This is a genomic window from Brevibacterium sp. JSBI002 (genome assembly GCF_026013965.1).
GTDB lineage: Bacteria > Actinomycetota > Actinomycetes > Actinomycetales > Brevibacteriaceae > Brevibacterium.
Genome location: NZ_CP110341.1, coordinates 1071319 through 1089705 on the forward strand (window position 1 = coordinate 1071319; position 18387 = coordinate 1089705).

Annotated in this window: 10 protein-coding genes; 7 read left to right on the plus strand and 3 right to left on the minus strand. The window is 65.6% G+C overall.

Annotated features, from left to right (window positions below; all coding sequences use genetic code 11):
- Positions 1 to 68 precede the first annotated feature (68 nt).
- Both rpoB and LJ362_RS04760 read left to right on the plus strand, forming a co-directional pair.
- A complete protein-coding gene (gene rpoB, locus LJ362_RS04755; protein WP_264801010.1) occupies positions 69 to 3548 on the plus strand; it encodes a DNA-directed RNA polymerase subunit beta in 3480 nt (1159 codons plus the stop codon).
- A 68-nt stretch (positions 3549 to 3616) separates the two neighbouring features.
- A complete protein-coding gene (locus LJ362_RS04760) occupies positions 3617 to 7489 on the plus strand; it encodes a DNA-directed RNA polymerase subunit beta' (protein ID WP_139907295.1) in 3873 nt (1290 codons plus the stop codon).
- 199 nt (positions 7490 to 7688) lie between these two features.
- Here LJ362_RS04760 and LJ362_RS04765 read toward each other — a convergent pair whose 3' ends face one another.
- On the minus strand, positions 7689 to 8714 hold the full coding sequence (locus LJ362_RS04765) for an ATP-dependent 6-phosphofructokinase (RefSeq protein WP_173156425.1): 1026 nt from the start codon (positions 8712 to 8714) through the stop codon (positions 7689 to 7691).
- Positions 8711 to 9397 (minus strand): DUF1707 domain-containing protein, encoded by a 687-nt coding sequence (locus LJ362_RS04770; RefSeq protein WP_139468562.1) that lies wholly within the window; start codon positions 9395 to 9397, stop codon positions 8711 to 8713. Before LJ362_RS04770 ends, LJ362_RS04765 begins: the two co-directional genes overlap by 4 nt.
- Before the next feature lie 147 nt (positions 9398 to 9544).
- Between LJ362_RS04770 and LJ362_RS04775 the strand changes: the two genes are divergently transcribed.
- The 5 genes from LJ362_RS04775 to LJ362_RS04795 all read left to right on the plus strand — a co-directional run bounded on the left by LJ362_RS04775 (position 9545) and on the right by LJ362_RS04795 (position 16080).
- Positions 9545 to 10750 (plus strand): glycosyltransferase, encoded by a 1206-nt coding sequence (locus tag LJ362_RS04775; protein ID WP_264801011.1) that lies wholly within the window; start codon positions 9545 to 9547, stop codon positions 10748 to 10750.
- A complete protein-coding gene (locus tag LJ362_RS04780; RefSeq protein ID WP_264801013.1) occupies positions 10747 to 12900 on the plus strand; it encodes an ArnT family glycosyltransferase in 2154 nt (717 codons plus the stop codon). The genes LJ362_RS04775 and LJ362_RS04780 overlap by 4 nt, the downstream gene beginning before the upstream one ends.
- Positions 12901 to 12915: 15 nt before the next feature.
- Positions 12916 to 13632, plus strand: coding sequence for a response regulator transcription factor (locus LJ362_RS04785; RefSeq protein ID WP_139468560.1), 717 nt, complete (start codon positions 12916 to 12918; stop codon positions 13630 to 13632).
- The gene (locus LJ362_RS04790; RefSeq protein WP_264801014.1) at positions 13629 to 15164 is read left to right on the plus strand and encodes a sensor histidine kinase; all 1536 of its coding nucleotides are present in this window, start codon (positions 13629 to 13631) and stop codon (positions 15162 to 15164) included. The genes LJ362_RS04785 and LJ362_RS04790 overlap by 4 nt, the downstream gene beginning before the upstream one ends.
- A gap of 91 nt (positions 15165 to 15255) precedes the next feature.
- Positions 15256 to 16080: a hypothetical protein gene (locus tag LJ362_RS04795; protein WP_264801016.1), complete on the plus strand. Its 825-nt coding sequence runs from the start codon at positions 15256 to 15258 to the stop codon at positions 16078 to 16080.
- A 98-nt stretch (positions 16081 to 16178) separates the two neighbouring features.
- Here LJ362_RS04795 and katG read toward each other — a convergent pair whose 3' ends face one another.
- Positions 16179 to 18386, minus strand: a complete 2208-nt coding sequence (gene katG / locus LJ362_RS04800) for a catalase/peroxidase HPI (protein WP_264801017.1) — start codon at positions 18384 to 18386, stop codon at positions 16179 to 16181.
- Position 18387: the final 1 nt, after the last annotated feature.

Sequence of the window (18387 nt, forward strand, 5' to 3'; positions counted from 1 at the left end):
TGTCCGGACGTCGCCGGAGCGAGTGGGCAGACGAAGTATCAGATGGTGAAGCACTCGGAAGGAACCAATTGGCCGCCGCCAACGACAACACCAGGACCGCTAATCCCCCCAAGAGAATTTCCTTCGCGAAGATTCGCGAGCCCCTCGAGGTTCCCGATCTGCTCGGTCTGCAGACGGACAGCTTCGACTGGCTGATCGGATCGGAGGCGTGGCAGGACCGCGTCGCCGAGGCCATCGAGATCGGGGACGACTCAGTCGCAACCACCTCGGGACTCGAAGACATCTTCGAAGAGATCTCGCCGATCGAAGACTTCGGCGGATCCATGTCGCTGTCGTTCCGCGAGCACCGGTTCGAAGCTCCCAAGTACTCGATCGATGAGTGCAAGGAACGCGATATGACCTACTCGGCGCCGCTGTACGTCACCGCCGAGTTCATGAACAACAACACGGGCGAGATCAAGAGCCAGACCGTGTTCATGGGTGACTTCCCCCTCATGACCGACAAGGGCACGTTCATCGTCAACGGCACCGAGCGCGTCGTCGTCTCCCAGCTCGTGCGTTCGCCCGGCGCCTACTTCGAATCCAGCGTCGACAAGACCACGGACAAGGACATCTTCACCGCGAAGATCATCCCGTCCCGCGGTGCCTGGCTGGAGTTCGAGGTCGACAAGCGCGACCAGGTCGGTGTTCGCCTCGATCGCAAGCGCAAGCAGTCCGTGACTGTTCTGCTCAAGGCCCTCGGCTGGTCCGAAGCGAAGATCCTCGAAGAGTTCGGCGAGTTCGAATCGATCCGCGAGACGATGGCCAAGGACACCGTCACCACGCAGGACGAAGCGCTGCTCGACATCTACAAGAAGCTGCGCCCGGCAGAGCCTGCGACCGCTGAGGCCGCTCGCAACCTGCTCAACAACCTGTACTTCAACCCGAAGCGCTACGACCTGGCCAAGGTCGGCCGCTACAAGGTCAACCGCAAGCTCGGCGTCGAAGCCCCGCTGTCGGACTCGGTGCTCTCCACCGAGGACGTCGTCGCCACCATCCGCTACCTCGTGTCTCTGCACGCCGGAGTGGACACGGCCAAGGGCACCCGCGACGGTGAAGAGGTCGAGATCAGCGTCAAGCTCGACGACATCGATCACTTCGGCAACCGCCGCATCCGTGCCGTCGGTGAGCTCATCGAGAACCAGATCCGCACCGGTCTGTCCCGGATGGAGCGCGTCGTGCGTGAGCGCATGACCACTCAGGACGTCGAGGCGATCACCCCGCAGACCCTGATCAACATCCGCCCCGTGGTGGCTGCGATCAAGGAGTTCTTCGGCACCTCGCAGCTCTCGCAGTTCATGGATCAGAACAACCCGCTCGCGGGTCTGACCCACAAGCGCCGTCTCTCCGCACTGGGACCCGGCGGTCTCTCGCGTGACCGTGCTGCCATGGAAGTCCGTGACGTGCACCCCTCGCACTACGGCCGCATGTGCCCGATCGAGACCCCCGAAGGTCCGAACATCGGTCTGATCGGTTCGCTGGCGTCCTACGCCCGCATCAACCCCTTCGGCTTCATCGAAACGCCTTACCGCAAGGTCGTCGACGGTGTCGTGACCGATGAGACGCAGTACCTGACCGCCGATGACGAACTCGAGTTCAACATCGCCCAGGCCAACGCACCGCTGACCGACGACCAGCGCTTCGCAGAGGTCGAGGTCCTGGCCCGTCCGAAGGGCGGCGGCGGTGAGGCCGAACTGGTCCAGCACGACCAGATCGACTTCATGGACGTCTCCGCACGTCAGATGGTGTCTGTGGCTTCGGCTCTGATTCCGTTCCTCGAGCACGACGACGCCAACCGCGCCCTCATGGGTGCGAACATGCAGCGTCAGGCCGTGCCGCTGGTGATGGCCGAATCCCCGGTCGTGGGCACCGGCATGGAATACCGTGCCGCCGTCGACGCCGGCGATGTCATCACCGCTGAGAAGTCCGGTGTCATCACCGAGGTCTCGGCCGATTACGTCACTGTGCTCGCCGACGACGGAACTCAGCTGACCTACAAGGCGGCGAAGTTCAAGCGTTCGAACCACGGCACCTCGTACAACCAGCGCATCCTCGTCGACGAAGGCGACCGCGTCGAGGCCGGCACCGTCCTCGCCGACGGACCGTCCACCGAGAACGGTGAGATGGCTCTGGGCAAGAACCTCCTCGTGGCGTTCATGTCCTGGGAAGGCTACAACTACGAGGATGCGATCATCCTCTCGCAGCGTCTCGTCCAGGACGATGTGCTCTCCTCGATCCACATCGAAGAGCACGAAGTCGATGCGCGCGACACCAAGCTCGGTGCCGAAGAGATCACTCGGGACATCCCGAACATCTCGCCCGATGCCCTGGCCGACCTCGACGATCGCGGAATCATCCGCATCGGCGCCGAGGTCACCGACGGTGACATCCTCGTCGGCAAGGTCACACCGAAGGGTGAGACCGAGCTGACCCCGGAAGAGCGCCTGCTGCGCGCGATCTTCGGTGAGAAGTCCCGTGAGGTCCGCGACACCTCGCTGCGCGTTCCCCACGGCGAGATCGGCACCGTCATCGGTGTGCGCGTCTTCGACCGCGACGACGACGACGAGCTCTCGCCCGGCGTCAACCAGATGGTGCGCGTCTACGTGGCTCAGCGCCGCAAGATCACCATCGGTGACAAGATGGCCGGCCGTCACGGAAATAAGGGCGTCATCTCGACGATCCTGCCGGTCGAGGACATGCCGTTCCTCGCGGACGGCACCCCTGTCGACGTCATCCTCAACCCGCACGGTGTTCCCCGTCGTATGAACATCGGACAGGTCTTCGAGGTTCACCTCGGATGGATCTCGAAGCAGGGCTGGAAGATCGAGGGCAACCCCGAATGGGCTGCCGAGCTGCCCGATGCCGCTCGCGAAGCCGAGGCCGGCACCAACCTGGCCACCCCGGTCTTCGACGGTGCGCACGAGCAGGAGCTGCGCGGACTGCTGGATTCGACGACCCCGAACCGCGATGGGGACCGCCTCATCGACTCCTCGGGCAAGGCCCAGCTGTTCGACGGTCGCTCCGGTGAGCCGTTCCCGTACCCGATCTCGGTCGGATACATGTACATGCTCAAGCTCCACCACCTCGTCGACGACAAGATCCACGCGCGTTCGACCGGACCGTACTCGATGATCACCCAGCAGCCGCTCGGTGGTAAGGCGCAGTTCGGTGGTCAGCGCTTCGGTGAGATGGAAGTCTGGGCCCTAGAGGCCTACGGCGCCGCCTACACCCTGCAGGAGCTTCTGACGATCAAGTCCGATGACATCCCAGGCCGTGTGAAGGTCTACGAAGCCATCGTCAAGGGTGAGAACCTGCCCGACCCGGGAATCCCGGAGTCGTTCAAGGTCCTCATCAAGGAGATGCAGTCCCTGTGCCTCAACGTCGAAGTCCTGTCTTCCGACGGAGGCCATGTCGAGATGGGCGAGTCGGAGGACGAGGTCTACCGCGCCGCCGAAGAGCTCGGCATCGACCTCTCCCGCCGCGAAGCACAGACCGTAGAAGAAGTCTGAGGACTTCCACTTCAACCGACACAACTTTTTGATGAACGATTCGTTCATCGCCAGGAAAGAGGATTTACGTGCCTGACGTCAATTTCTTTGATGAACTGCGCATCGGTCTTGCCACCACGGAGAACATCCGCGGCTGGTCACACGGTGAGGTGAAAAAGCCTGAGACCATCAACTACCGCACCCTGAAGCCGGAGAAGGACGGACTCTTCTGCGAGAAGATCTTCGGCCCCACCCGTGACTGGGAGTGCGCCTGCGGAAAGTACAAGCGAGTCCGCTTCAAGGGCATCATCTGCGAACGCTGCGGCGTCGAAGTGACCCGTGCCAAGGTGCGCCGTGAGCGGATGGGCCACCTCGAGCTCGCCGCTCCCGTCACCCACATCTGGTACTTCAAGGGCGTGCCCTCGCGTCTGGGCTACCTGCTGGACCTGGCTCCGAAGGACCTCGAGAAGGTCATCTACTTCGCGGCCTACATGATCACCTCGGTCGACGAGGATTCCCGTCACCGTGATCTGCCCAGCCTGCAGAACAAGATCGACGTCGAGAAGCAGCAGATCGGCACCCGCCGTGACGCCGACATCGACCGTCGTGCCAAGAAGCTCGAAGAGGATCTCGCCGCACTCGAGGCCGAAGGCGGAACCGCCCAGGCCAAGAAGAAGCTGCGCGACACCGCTGAGAAGGAAATGGACAAGCTGCGCAAGAACGCCGACCGCGAGGTCGACCGTATCGAGCAGGTGTGGGACCGGTTCAAGAATCTCAAGGTCAACGACCTCGAAGGTGACGAGAGCCTGTACCGCGAGATGTTCCACCGCTTCGGCCTGTACTTCACCGGTGCCATGGGCGCCGAAGCCATCCAGAAGCGCCTCATCGACTTCGATCTCGAAGGCGAAGCCGAGAAGCTGCGTGAGCTCATCGCCACCGGCAAGGGACAGCGCAAGACCCGTGCGCTCAAGCGCCTCAAGGTCGTCAACGCGTTCCTGACCACCGACAACAACCCCGAGGGCATGGTCCTCGACGTCGTTCCGGTGATCCCGCCGGAGCTGCGCCCGATGGTGCAGCTCGATGGTGGTCGCTTCGCGACCTCGGACCTCAACGACCTCTACCGTCGCGTCATCAACCGCAACAACCGCCTCAAGCGTCTGCTCGACCTCGGTGCTCCCGAGATCATCGTCAACAACGAGAAGCGGATGCTGCAGGAAGCCGTGGACTCGCTGTTCGACAACGGACGTCGCGGACGTCCGGTGACCGGACCGGGCAACCGCCCGCTCAAGTCACTGTCGGACATGCTCAAGGGCAAGCAGGGACGCTTCCGTCAGAACCTGCTCGGTAAGCGTGTGGACTACTCGGGTCGTTCGGTCATCGTCGTCGGTCCGCAGCTGCACCTGCACCAGTGCGGTCTGCCGAAGACCATGGCTCTCGAGCTGTTCAAGCCCTTCGTGATGAAGCGTCTGGTCGATCTCAACCACGCTCAGAACATCAAGTCGGCCAAGCGCATGGTCGAGCGCCAGCATCCGCAGGTGTGGGACGTCCTCGAAGAGGTCATCACCGAACACCCCGTGCTGCTCAACCGTGCACCGACCCTGCACCGTCTGGGCATCCAGGCGTTCGAGCCGCAGCTAATCGAGGGTAAGGCCATCCAGCTGCACCCGCTCGTCTGCTCGGCGTTCAACGCTGACTTCGACGGTGACCAGATGGCTGTGCACCTGCCGCTGAGCCCCGAGGCACAGGCAGAGGCCCGCATCCTCATGCTCTCGGCCAACAACATCCTCAAGCCCTCGGACGGCAAGCCCGTGACCATGCCTTCGCAGGATATGATCATCGGTCTGTTCCACCTCACCTCCGAGCGCAAGGGACTGGCCGGCGAGGGCCGTGCGTTCTCCGGTATGGGCGAAGCCATCATGGCCTTCGACCGCGGAGAGCTCGACCTCGGTTCGCCGATCACCATCCGCCTGGAAGACGTCGTTCCCAACGCGGACATGGAGCTCCCTGAGGGCTGGGAGGCCGGCGACCCGCTGGACGTGGCGACCACCCTGGGCCGCGCGACGTTCAACGAGTACCTGCCTGCCGACTACGCGTTCGTGAACTCCACGATCGACAAGAAGGCCCTGAGCCGGATCGTCAACCACCTCGCCGAGGAGTACCCGAAGGTCGAGGTCGCACACACGCTGGACAACTTCAAGGCCGGCGGCTTCCACTGGGCCACCCGCTCGGGCATCACCATCGCGATGTCGGACGTCGTCTCGCCCGAGGCGAAGACCGAGATCATCAACGATGCCGAGGTCATCGACACGAAGGTCCAGCAGCAGTACGAACTCGGTGCACTCACCGACGACGAGCGCCGCAACGAGCTCGTCAAGCTGTGGACGGAGACGACCGAGAAGGTCGACCAGATCATGCGCACGAACTTCCCCGAGGAGAACTCGGTGCTGCGTCTGGTCGAGTCCGGTGCTTCCGGCAACTGGATGCAGGTGCGTCAGCTGGCCGGTATGCGCGGACTGGTGACGAACCCGCAGGGTGAGATCATCCCGCGTCCGATCGTCTCGAACTACCGTGAGGGACTCGCCGTGCTCGAGTACTTCATCGCCTCGCACGGTGCTCGTAAGGGTCTGGCCGATACCGCTCTGCGTACCGCTGACTCCGGCTACCTGACCCGTCGTCTCGTCGACGTCTCGCAGGATGTCATCATCCGCGCGGCAGAGGCCGAGTCGAACAAGGGCATCACCCTGCCGATCGCCGAACGCGATCACGAGGGCAACCTGGTTCCGCACGAGTACGCCGAGACCAGCGTCTACGGTCGTCTCACCGTCTCCGATGTCACCGACGCCGAGGGCAATGTGCTCCTTCCGGCCAAGTCCGATGTCACCGGCGCAGTGGTGGACATGCTCGTGGCCAACGGCATCGAGGAACTCAAGGTACACTCCGTGCTGACTGCCGATTCCGATGCGCAGATCTCTGCCGAGCACTACGGTCGCTCGATGGCGACCGGCCAGCTCGTCGACATCGGCGAGGCCATCGGCACCGTCGCGGCACAGTCGATCGGTGAGCCCGGTACCCAGCTGACGATGCGTACGTTCCACACCGGTGGTGCCGCCGCTTCGACAGGTGATATCACGCAGGGTCTGCCGCGTGTGACCGAGCTCTTCGAAGCTCGCACACCGAAGGGCTTCGCCCCCATCGCCGAGGCGACCGGACGGGCGAAGATCGACGACAGTCGCAAGACCCGCTTCGTCATCATCACCCCTGATGACGGCAGCGAAGAGATCGAGCACGCAGTGTCCAAGCGTGCCCGTCTCATGGTCGAGGACGGTCAGCACGTCAAGGCCGGAGAGCAGCTCATCGTCGGTGCCGTCGATCCGAAGCAGGTGCTGCGCATCCGCGGTCGCCGTGAGGCCGAGCGCTTCCTCGTCGAGGAAGTTCAGAAGGTCTACCGTTCGCAGGGCGTGGGCATCCACGACAAGCACATCGAGGTCATCGTGCGGCAGATGCTGCGTCGCGTGACCGTGATCGAGTCGGGCGATACGAACCTGCTGCCCGGTGAGCTCGTCGACCGCGGCCGCTACCAGGCGGAGAACCGTCGTGTGGTCGCCGAAGGCGGCCAGCCGGCATCGGCTCGTGACGAGCTGATGGGTATCACGAAGGCTTCGCTGGCCACCGAGTCGTGGCTGTCGGCCGCGTCCTTCCAGGAGACTACCCGCGTCCTCACCGAGGCGGCCATGGAAGGCAAGTCCGATACGCTCATGGGGCTGAAGGAGAACGTCATCCTCGGTAAGCTCATCCCTGCCGGCACCGGCCTGCAGACCCACCGCAACCTCGTGGTGGAGCCGACCGAAGAGGCCAAGGCCGAGATGTTCACCAACAGCTACGGCGACTTCTACGCAGGCATCGGAGCCGATTCCGGTTCCGCCATCCCGCTGGAAGACTACGACTACGGAGCATTCAGCTGATCAGCTGATCTCCCGGCCGTAAGGCAGACAGGAGGGGCATCCACCGTACGGTGGGTGCCCCTCCTGTCAATTCATTCATGTCATTTATGCTTGCGACTCATGCCGGCGACGACGAGAAACGGGTGGAGTGTCGAAACACGGGCGTGTGCGCCCGTCTCTCGACGCTCCACCCGTTTCTCGATGAAGACGTCGCGAGCGTTCAGCCGAAGAGCACCTGCGCCTCTTCCCAGCGATGCAGCGGCACCGATTTGAGACTGTGCACGGCCGAGGACATCTCCACGGAGACGATGTCCGTGCCTTTGAGGCTGGCCATCTTCCCCCAGTGGCCATGCTGGGCGAGGTCGACCGCCGCCATGCCCAGCCGCGTGGACAGTACGCGGTCGTACGCAGTGGGGGAGCCGCCTCGCTGCAGGTGTCCCAAGATCGTGGCCCGGGATTCGATTCCGGTGATCTCTTCGATCTTCGGAGCGAGGTAGTTCGCGATCCCGCCGAGGCGGACGCGGCCCTTGTTGTCCACGCCGTGGTCGGCGACCTGGGAATCGAACCCCTCGGGAACGAACCCTTCCGCGACGACGACGATCGGTGCGCGTCCGCGATCTTTGGCCGAGGTCACCCATTCGGCGATCTGGTCGAAGTCGACGGGGAACTCGGGCATGAGGATCGCATGGGCACCCGCAGCCATGCCCGCGTGCAGGGCGATCCAACCGACGTTGCGTCCCATGACCTCGATGACCATGCAGCGGTGGTGCGATTCGGCGGTGGTGCGCAGCCGGTCGATCGCCTCCGTGGCGATGGACTGAGCGGTGTCGAAGCCGAAGGTGTAGTCGGTGTTGCCGAGGTCGTTGTCGATGGTCTTGGGAACGCCCACGATGTGCAGACCCTCCTCGTTGACCAGACGCGAGGCCCCAGCGAGAGTGCCTTCGCCGCCGATGGCGATGAGCGAATCGATGCCGTGGGCGGTCATGACCTCGCGCATGCGCTCGGGACCGCCGTCCTCATAGGGGTGGGTTCGTGAGGTGCCGAGGATTGTGCCGCCACGACCGGAGAGGCCTCGGACATCGAGCATGGTCATGTCGAACATGTCGTCGTGGAGCAGACCTCGCCAACCGTCGCGGATGCCGACGAATGAGGCATTGTGGGTGCGGATTCCCTTGCGGACGATGCCGCGGATGACAGCGTTGAGGCCTGGGCAGTCTCCGCCCGATGTGAGTACGCCGATCTTCATTCCAGTTGACCCTGATCCTTTGCTCGGTAGCCTTTGGCTAGATGGACATCGTGTCCGGCCATGAGCGAGAAGCCCTTGAGGACGACGGTGCCGTTCGATCCGTCGCCCCGCGCGGACTGACGGACCTCATTGCCCGCCATGATGTTGATCGTCTCGTCGCGGATGCGCACACCCGGCGGGACGTAGATGTCGTTGCCGCCCCACATAGAGTAGGAGACCAGCTCGACAGTCACACCCGGTCCCATGACGGCGCACAGATCGATATTGTCCCCGCCCATGAGCGCATATGTGGTGACCTGTCCGGTGCCGGGTGCCACGTCGATCTCACGACCGGACATGATGGCCACCGAGTTCGTGGGTGGGGCGGAACCAGGATCGACGGCCGGGCTGAGCTCGGCCGGTCCCCGTCGCTGCAGAGCCGACCCCGGGCCCGATTCCTGATCATGACCGGTCTGGCGGGCGAGCCTCTGGTGGAGTCGGTGGCCCTCCGGCAGATCGTCGATCAGCGGCATGAGGTCGTCGAGGAACTTCGCGGAGATGGCATCATCCTGCCGCTGCGCGGTCTCCTCGGGGTCGAGGCGTCCGTTCGTCACCGCCTCCGTGATCACGGAGAGGACCTCGTCCCGGTCCTTGTCGGAGGCACGGATCCGGCGCTTCGGGGCAGGGGAGTCATCTTCGGCCATGGCCACCAGTGTAGCGGGAATCACCCGCACGGACCGGGCCTTCCGCCGAGGCGGTCGGACAGGGCGCTGTGTAGTGTCGTCCCGTCCACAGCCGGGCCACAGCTGCGACCGATGGTGGGCCTAAGCAGGGACGCGAATGTGGTCTCCATGAGATACGAGAGCAGCGCCGGGAACCAGCCCGCAGCGCACCCAGCAGCCCCGTCCCTGCGAACGCCCACGACCGTCGACCTCGTCGTCCCGGTCTACAACGAGGAGGCTTCGCTGGCCGTCTCGATCGAGACTCTCCTCGCCGCCGATACCGGTCGCGGAATCGAGGTCACGATCATCATCGCCGACAATGCGAGCACCGATTCGACCCCGAGAATCGCCGCAGCGCTAGCGGCCGAACACCCGAACGTCGAATACGTGCGGCTCGAGCAGAAAGGCCGCGGGCGCGCACTGTCCCGGGTGTGGCAATCCTCGACGGCGGATATCGTCGCATATACAGATGTCGATCTCGCCACCGACATCCGAGTTCTCGAACCGATGGTCGAGGTGATCCGCTCGGGACTGGCCGATGTGGCCATCGCGTCCCGTCTGCAGCCCGGTCTTGCGGTCGAGCGGGGCATCAGACGCGAGATCATCTCCCGCTGCTACAACCGACTGCTCAAGCTCAGCCTCGGTGTCGGCTTCAGCGACGCTCAATGCGGTTTCAAAGCGCTGTCGCAGCGTGCGGCGAGAGACCTGCTCCCGCAGGTCGAGGACAGCGAGTGGTTCTTCGACACGGAGCTGCTCGCTCTCGCCGAGTGGGCCGGGTACCGCATCCACGAGTTCGGCACGGACTGGACGGATGACCCCGACTCCTCCGTCGACGTGGTCAGCACGGCGTGGAAGGACATCAAGGGCATCGTCCGGCTGCGCACGGGCGGACGCATCCGGACCAGTCACGGAGTCCCGGCACCGAACACCGGGGCGCAGATCCTCCACTTCATCGACGTCGGGATCATCAGCACCGTGCTCTACGCCGTGCTGTTCCTCCTCGGCATCCAATTCGTCTCGGAACCCACGGCGAACATCGTTGCGCTGCTCCTTTCGACGATCGCGAACACCGCCCTCAACCGGGGCCACACCTTCGGGGTGAGATCCCCGCACCGCCGACTGACCTCCCAATTGAAGGGTCTGGCGGCCTTCGGCCTGTGCCTGGCCTTCACCTCGGCAGGTCTGGCCGTCGCAGATGGATTCTCCGGACCCTGGGCAACTGTCGGCACGCTCGCCGTGCTGACGGCGGCGAACCTCGCCGCCACCGTGGTCCGGTTCGTGCTCATGCGCACATGGGTCTTCGCTCGCCGCACCCGTCAGGAGTTCTCGGCATGAGACGGCACTGGTACCCGATCACACTCACCGTCCTCACACTCGGCACGATCGCGGGGTTCCTCGCCAACCTCAGCGCCAACGGGTGGGCGAACTCCTTCTATGCGGCGGCTGTGCAGGCCGGATCGGAGAACTGGGAGGCGTTCCTCTTCGGCTCCCTCGACTCGGCGAACGCGATCACCGTCGACAAACCCCCGGCCTCCCTGTGGCTGATGGCCCTGAGCGCCCGGGTCTTCGGCTTCTCTTCGTTCTCGATGCTCCTGCCCCAGGTCCTCCTGGCCGGGGTGAGTGTGCTCCTCATCGTCCATTCGGTGCGGCTGAGCCTGCGGTCCCATGTCGGACCAGGGCTTGAGAAGGCCGCCGCTCTGGGGGCCGGCGTGATCTTCGCCGTCTCCCCGGTCGTGGCGCTGATGTTCCGGTTCAACAACCCGGACGCGCTGCTCGTGACCCTGATGATCGGTGCGGTCGTCGCGACCCAGCACGCCCTGCGCACGCTCACCGAGGCCCACCGGCGACGCCCGTCCCGCCGCATCGCCGGCTGGCTCATCCTCGCCGGAGTCTGCCTCGGCCTGGGGTTCCTGACCAAACAGTTCCAGGTCCTCCTCATCGTCCCCGGCCTCGCTGTGTCCTGGGTGCTCTTCGCCCGCACCTCCTGGCCACGCCGTCTGCTGTGGCTGCTCGTCCCGCTCGGGTCGATGATCGTCAGCGCCGGCTGGTGGATCGCCCTCGTCGAGCTCACCCCTGCAGGCTTCCGACCCTACATCGGCGGCTCGCAGTCGAACTCCTTCCTCGAGCTCACCTTCGGCTACAACGGCTTCGGACGGCTGACCGGCAACGAGACCGGGTCCGTCGGCGGAGGAGGCGGCGGCCAGGGCGGCGGATGGGGCGAGACGGGCGTCACCCGCCTGTTCACCGGCAGCTTCGGCCAGCAGGTGTCGTGGTTCCTGCCCACCGCACTGTTCCTCCTGATCGTGACGATCGTTCTCCTCATCCTCGCCGAGGCGGCCCGCCGTCGCCGTGTCCCCACCGTCACGGACGGAACCGTTCCGACCGGAACACGTTCGACGGACACCATCCCGGACACCGTCACGGACGGTGAGAAGGACGCCGGCCTCGCGGTGCGCGCGTCCGGCGCAATCGGCGGGGGCAGCCTCGGCGCGGGACTGCTCATGTGGGGTGCATGGCTGATCGTCACGTGGCTCGTGCTGTCGAATATGAACGGGATCGTCCACGAGTACTACACGGTTGCGCTCATTCCCGCGATCGCCGCCGTCATCGGCCTCGGCGTCGCGGTGCTGCTCGCCCGTGACGGATTCCTCCCACGTCTGCTGCTGGCGGTGGCTTGGGCCCTGACCGGAGCGTGGCAGTTCATCATCAGCTCGCAGATGACCGGGGTCCCGGGCGTCCTGCGCTGGTGCGTGCTCATCGTCTCGATCCTCGGCGCTCTGGTCCTCATCGTCACCGCGCACCGGCGGATCGGCACGGCGCTCGCCTCGGTGCTCGTCGCGCTGGCCATCCTCGGCAGCGCTGCGATTCCGGCTCAGCTGGCCGTGCGCACGATCGCCGGGACGACGCAGGGATCGATCGTCACGATCGCCGGCACGAGCTCGTCCATGGGCGGTGGACCCGGCGGTGGCGGAATGCCCGGCGGCGGCGTCAGACCCGGCGGAGGCGCCGGCGGCACGGATGGCACGACCGGTGGCACGCCCGGTGGGACACGCAATTCCGAAGCCGGCACGGGCAGTACCGGGGGGATGCCCGGCGGAGGAGGCGGGATGGGCGGTCTGCTCAACGGCTCCGAACCCTCCGACGAACTCACGCGGCTGCTCGAAGAGGATGCCGCGGACTACACGTGGGTGGCTGCGACGACGGGGGCGAATCGGGCGGCGGGATACCAACTCGCGCTCGAAGAGCCCGTGATGGCGATCGGCGGGTTCAACGGCACCGATCCATCGCCCACCCTCGCCGAGTTCAAACAGCTCGTGGCCGACGGCAAGATCCACTACTACATCGGATCGGGCTCCGGCGGCGGTCAGGGTCCAGGCGGCGGGAATGAGGACTCCGCCTCGTCCCAGATCGCGGCCTGGGTGGAGGCGAACTATGAGGTGACGACCGTCGACTCCGTTTCGCTCTACGATCTCAGTGCGGGTTGAGGCGATAATCGAGCTATGAACCCGACAGCGAATCCGCCGGCGCGCATCCTCATCGTCGACGACGAGGCGAACCTCTCCGAGCTCCTCGTCATGGCCTGCCACGTCAGAGGTTGGGAAGCCGAGGGAGTCGGCACCGGCCGCGAGGCCGTGGCGCTGGCCAGGAGCGAACGCTTCGACGCGATCGTCCTCGACGTCATGCTGCCCGACCTTGACGGGTTCGCCGTGATCGAGAAGATCCGAGCCGAGGGCATCGACACTCCGGTGGTCTTCCTCTCTGCCAGAGACGAGGTCGATGACCGGCTGACGGGTCTGCGGCTGGGCGGGGACGACTACGTGACGAAGCCGTTCAACCTCGATGAGGTCATCGCCCGGATCGAGGTGCGCCTGCGCCGGGGGGCCTCGAACGGTCCGGTCGATGAGGATGATGTGCTGCGCGTGGGTGACCTCGAACTCGACGAACGCTCCCACGAGGTCACCCGCGCCGGCCATCCGATCGAGCTGACGGCTCGCGAATACGAGGTGCTGCTGCTGTTCATGCGCAACCCGCGGGTGGTGCTGTCGAAGGCCCAGATCCTCGACCGCGTATGGGACTACGACTTCGGCGGCAACGGCAACATCGTCGAACTCTACGTCTCCTATCTGCGGAAGAAGATCGACGCGCCGTTCCCGGACCTGCCGAACCTGTTCCACACGAAGCGCGGGGCCGGCTACATCATGCGGGCGGAACAGTGACTCTGCGTCGCTGGCGGCTGCAGACGAGGCTCATCGTCCTCGCCGGTCTCGTCCTACTCCTCGTCGGCGCCGGAATCGGCACCGCCTCCTGGCTGAGCGTGCGCGGATCTCTGATGACCGACCTCGACGCCCAGCTGACGTCGATGACCTCGCATGCACGCTCGGGTGACGGCCCCGGTGCGGGCCCCGGGACGAGCGGCAATCCGGGCACCTCCGGTGGGGGCGACGACTCGGTGGCGGCGGTCGATTCGGCTCTGCGCTATCTCTTCCAGCCGGGGGTCGGCGACGGAGCTCTCGTCGTCGTCGATTCCGGCGACGGGGGAGAGGGGCTCATCGCCGAGGCGGGGCTGACCCGTCCGCGCTCCTTGTCCGCCGAAGCGATCGATGCCCTGCTCGAGATCGAGCCCGAGGGCGCTGAATCCGCCCATGAGTCTGTGCAGGTGCCGGGGTTCGGCGACTACCGGGTCGTGGCCTTCGATGACGGCGGAACCACCACCGTCTACGGTGTCCCGCAGGGCAGCGTGGACTCCGCGCTCGAACGCACCGCCTGGACGACCGCGTTCGTCGTCCTCATCGGCGTCATCGCCACGGCCGCGCTCATGGCCGTGATCATCCACCGCCAGCTGCGGGACCTGCGCGACGTCGCCAGCACTGCCAGGGAGGTCACTGACCTCGAGCTGAGCGCAGGCAAACCCGAGCTCGCCCTGCGGGTTCCCGCCGAGCTCGCGGTGCCGGGCACGGAGGTCGGTGATGTGGGAGCTTCGGTCAACCGGATGCTCGACCACGTCGGCTCCGCCCTCGAGGAGCGCTACCGCGGCACGGAGCAGATGCGCCGCTTCGTCGCCGACGCCTCCCATGAGCTGCGCACTCCGATCGCGACGATCCGCGGTTGGGCCGACCTCACCCGCCCGTACCGTGATGATCTGCCCGCCGAGGTGACCACCTCCTTGGGCAGGATCGATTCCGGAGCGATGCGGATGTCCTCCCTCGTCGATGATCTCCTTCTCCTCGCCCGGCTCGAAGCCGGCCGCCAGCCGACGAGGGAGGACACCGTCGACGTCTCTTCCCTGCTCGTCGAACTCGTCGAGGACGCCCATGTGGTCAATCCCGACCACGCGATCTCCCTCGATGTCCCCCCTGAGGCCCTCGAGGTGCGCGGAGCAGCTGATCAGGTCCGCCGGGTCGTGTCGATCGTGCTCACGAACGCCTGCGTGCACACGCCCCCGGGCACCAGCGTGCACGTCGAGGCAATGGCGGCCCGGAAGCCGGTCTCCGGGCAGCTGCCCAGCGATGTCGTGGCGATCCGCATCAGCGACGACGGTGGGGGCATTCCGCCCGAGATCCGGGACCGGGTCTTCGACCGTTTCGTACGTGGAGACCCCTCGCGGGCACGGCAGGACGGAGCCAAGGGAGGTTCCTCGGGGCTGGGACTGTCGATCGCCGCCGGACTCGTTGAACTCATGCGCGGCGGCATCGCGATGTCGAGCACGGACGCTGGTACGAGCTTCGAGCTGCGCCTGCCTGCCGCCTGAGGCGAGTCGCACAGGTTGGCCACAGGCACGACTGGGAGGGGCTACAGCGAGTCGGCGGAGAGTGGAATCACCGACAACCAGAGGAGATTCCATGACCGAGAACCAGAACCCCGACCAGAACCCCAATCCGGACCGCAACCACGCGGAGAACACAGCGTCGGGCCCGAACGCCGCAGACAGCACCCGCAGGATCGAAGCGCAGGGCACGGCAGGACCTCATGCCGGACCCAACTGGGCGATGCAATCGGATCCGGGAGTCCAGGGCAGGGCGAACGAATGGGGCGAGCAGACGACCCGCTCGGCACCCGATCCGCGGGCCGGAAGCCCGGAGGGACAGCGGCCGTGGGTGAATCCCTATGACCGGTCCGCTCCGATCGCCCAGTCCGGCGGTTCCGAGGGACCACGTAAGCAGAAGCGACGCGTCCCGCTCATCCCCGCAGTGCTCGCCGGATCGGCTCTCTTCGTCGTCGGCGGTCTCGCCGGAGGAGCGATCGGTGCATCGGCGGCCATGGCGACGAACGATTCGGGGACGAGTCAGGGGCCGGGAGGCAAGAACGGACCCGGCGGAATGGGCGGCCAACAGGGCGGTGCTCAGGATGGCGGCGGACAGTCGAATGGCGGCGGAATGCCCGGAGGACAATCGAACGGCGGAGGCATGCCCGGCGGACAGGCCAACGGAATGCAGGGTAATCAGAGCGGCAGCGCCGACTCCGGGGGCTCATCTGACGGATCCAGCTCTGACGGAACCAGCTCTGACGGAACCAGCTCGGACGGCAGCGCCTCTGACTCCGACGGATCGGACGCAAGCGCTGGCACCACGTCGGCGGACACCGGCGAGACGACGATCGAGAACGCAGCCGTCACGCACTTCGACCGGATCTTCACCGGATTCGCCGTCCTCAACCGGGAGGAGTGAACGCTGTCTGATATCGGCGCAGCAAAGACGATGCCCCCACCGATCGGTGGGGGCATCGTCATGCTGACGCGTCGGTCACCTCGGTGACCGTCGCCGGATCAGCGCTTGAGGTCGAAGCGGTCGGCTTCGACGAGCTTCGTCCAGGACTTGACGAAGTCGGCGACGAACTTCTCGTTCGCGTCATCCGAGCCGTAGACTTCGGCGATCGCACGCAGTTCGGAGTTCGCTCCGAACAGGAGGTCGATCCGGCTGCCGGTCCACAGCTTCTCGCCCTCGGGGGAGAAGCACTCGTAGACATTGGCCGTCTCTGACGGTCCGACGGGCTTCCAGACGTTGCCGAGGTCGAGCAGATTGACGAAGAAGTCGTTCGTCAGCTCGCCGGGGCGATCGGTGAAGACACCGAACTCGGAATCTTCGTAGTTCGCACCGAGGACGCGGAGCCCGCCGATGAGGACCGTGAGCTCCGGCGGGGTGAGACCCAGCAGGCTGGCCTTGTCTAGCAGGAGGTACTCGGCCTTGAGCGGAAGTCCCTCGGTGAGGTAGTTGCGGAAACCGTCGTGGGTCGGCTCGAGGTAGCCGAACGAGTCGACATCGGTCTGCTCCTGGGTGGCGTCGCCGCGTCCGGTGGAGACCGGAACCGTGATCCGGTGACCGGCCGCCGCGGCAGCGGTCTCGACGCCGACAGCACCGGCGATCGCCAGCACATCGGCAAACGATGCGCCGGTGGACTCGGCGATGCCCTCGAGCACGGGAAGCACCTCGGCGAGCTTGGCAGGCTCATTGGCCTCCCAGCTGCGCTGCGGTTCGAGACGGAGACGACCTCCGTTGACGCCGCCGCGCATGTCAGAGACGCGGTGCGACGAGGCCGCGGCCCATGTCGTCGACACGAGCTGCGAGACGGTCAACCCGGACTCGCGGACGGCGGACTTGACGGCTTCGAGGCCGGCGTCATCGAGCGGGGTGCCGGCCGGAACCGGGTCCTGCCAGATGAGCTCTTCGCTCGGAGCTTCGGGGCCGAGGTAACGGGTCGCCGGGCCCATATCGCGGTGGGTGAGTTTGAACCAGGCGCGGGCGAAGGCGTCCTCGAATGCCTTCTGGTCGTCCTTGAAGCGGCGGGAGATCTTCTCGTAGATGGGATCGAAGCGCAGCGACAGGTCGGTGGTGAGCATGCGGGGCTCGCGGCGTCCGTCGCCCTGGGCCATGGGGACCATATCGTCCCCGCCGCCGTCCTTGGGACGCCACTGCAGGTGTCCGCCTTCGTTCTCGAAGACCTCCCACTCGTAGGCGAAGAGAATGTGGAAGAACTCGTTGTCCCAGCGAGTCGGGTGGTAGGTCCACGTGACCTCGATGCCCGAGCCGATGGAGTCGTTGCCCTGCCCCGTGCCGAAATCGGACTTCCAGCCCAGGCCCTGCTCTTCGAGCGGAGCGGCTTCCGGGTCGGCACCCTTGTGCGATTCAGGACCGGCACCGTGCGTCTTGCCGAAGGTGTGTCCGCCGGCGATGAGGGCGACGGTCTCCTCGTCGTTCATAGCCATGCGTCCGAAGGTCTCGCGGATGTCGATCGCGGCCTTGACCGGATCGGGTTCGCCCTCCGGGCCCTCGGGGTTGACGTAGATGAGGCCCATGGTGGTCGCCGCCAGAGGCTTCTGCAGCTCACGGTTGCCCACGTAGCGCTTGTCGGTGCCCAGCCATTCGGTCTCGGAGCCCCAGTACACATCATTGTCGGGTTCCCAGACGTCCTTGCGGCCGCCGGCGAAGCCGAAGGTCTTGAAGCCCATCGATTCGAGAGCGACGTTGCCGGCGAGGATGAAGAGGTCGGCCCAGGAGATCTTCTTGCCGTACTTCTTCTTCACCGGCCACAGCAGACGGCGAGCCTTGTCGAGGGAGACGTTGTCGGGCCAGGAGTTCAGAGGTGCGAAGCGCTGCTGACCCTCGCCGCCTCCTCCGCGGCCGTCCTGCACGCGGTAGGTGCCGGCCGAGTGCCAGGCCATGCGGATCATGAACGGACCGTAGTGTCCGAAATCAGCGGACCACCAGTCCTGGTTGTCCTTCTGCAGGGCTTCGATGTCGGCCTTGAGCTGGAAGTAGTCAAGGCTGTTGAACTCCGCGTCGTAGTCGAAGTCAGGGTCCATGGGGTCGCGTGCCGGCTGACCCTTGGCGAGGATCTTGAGGTTGAGGCGGTTCGGCCACCACTGAGCGTTGGCATCACCCTGGACGGGGTTGACCAGCTGGTCGGAATCCGGCGCCGCAGCCGGCTCCGTGGAAGTGTGGGCGACCGGGCAGCCGCCGGTGGTCGTCTGGGTCATC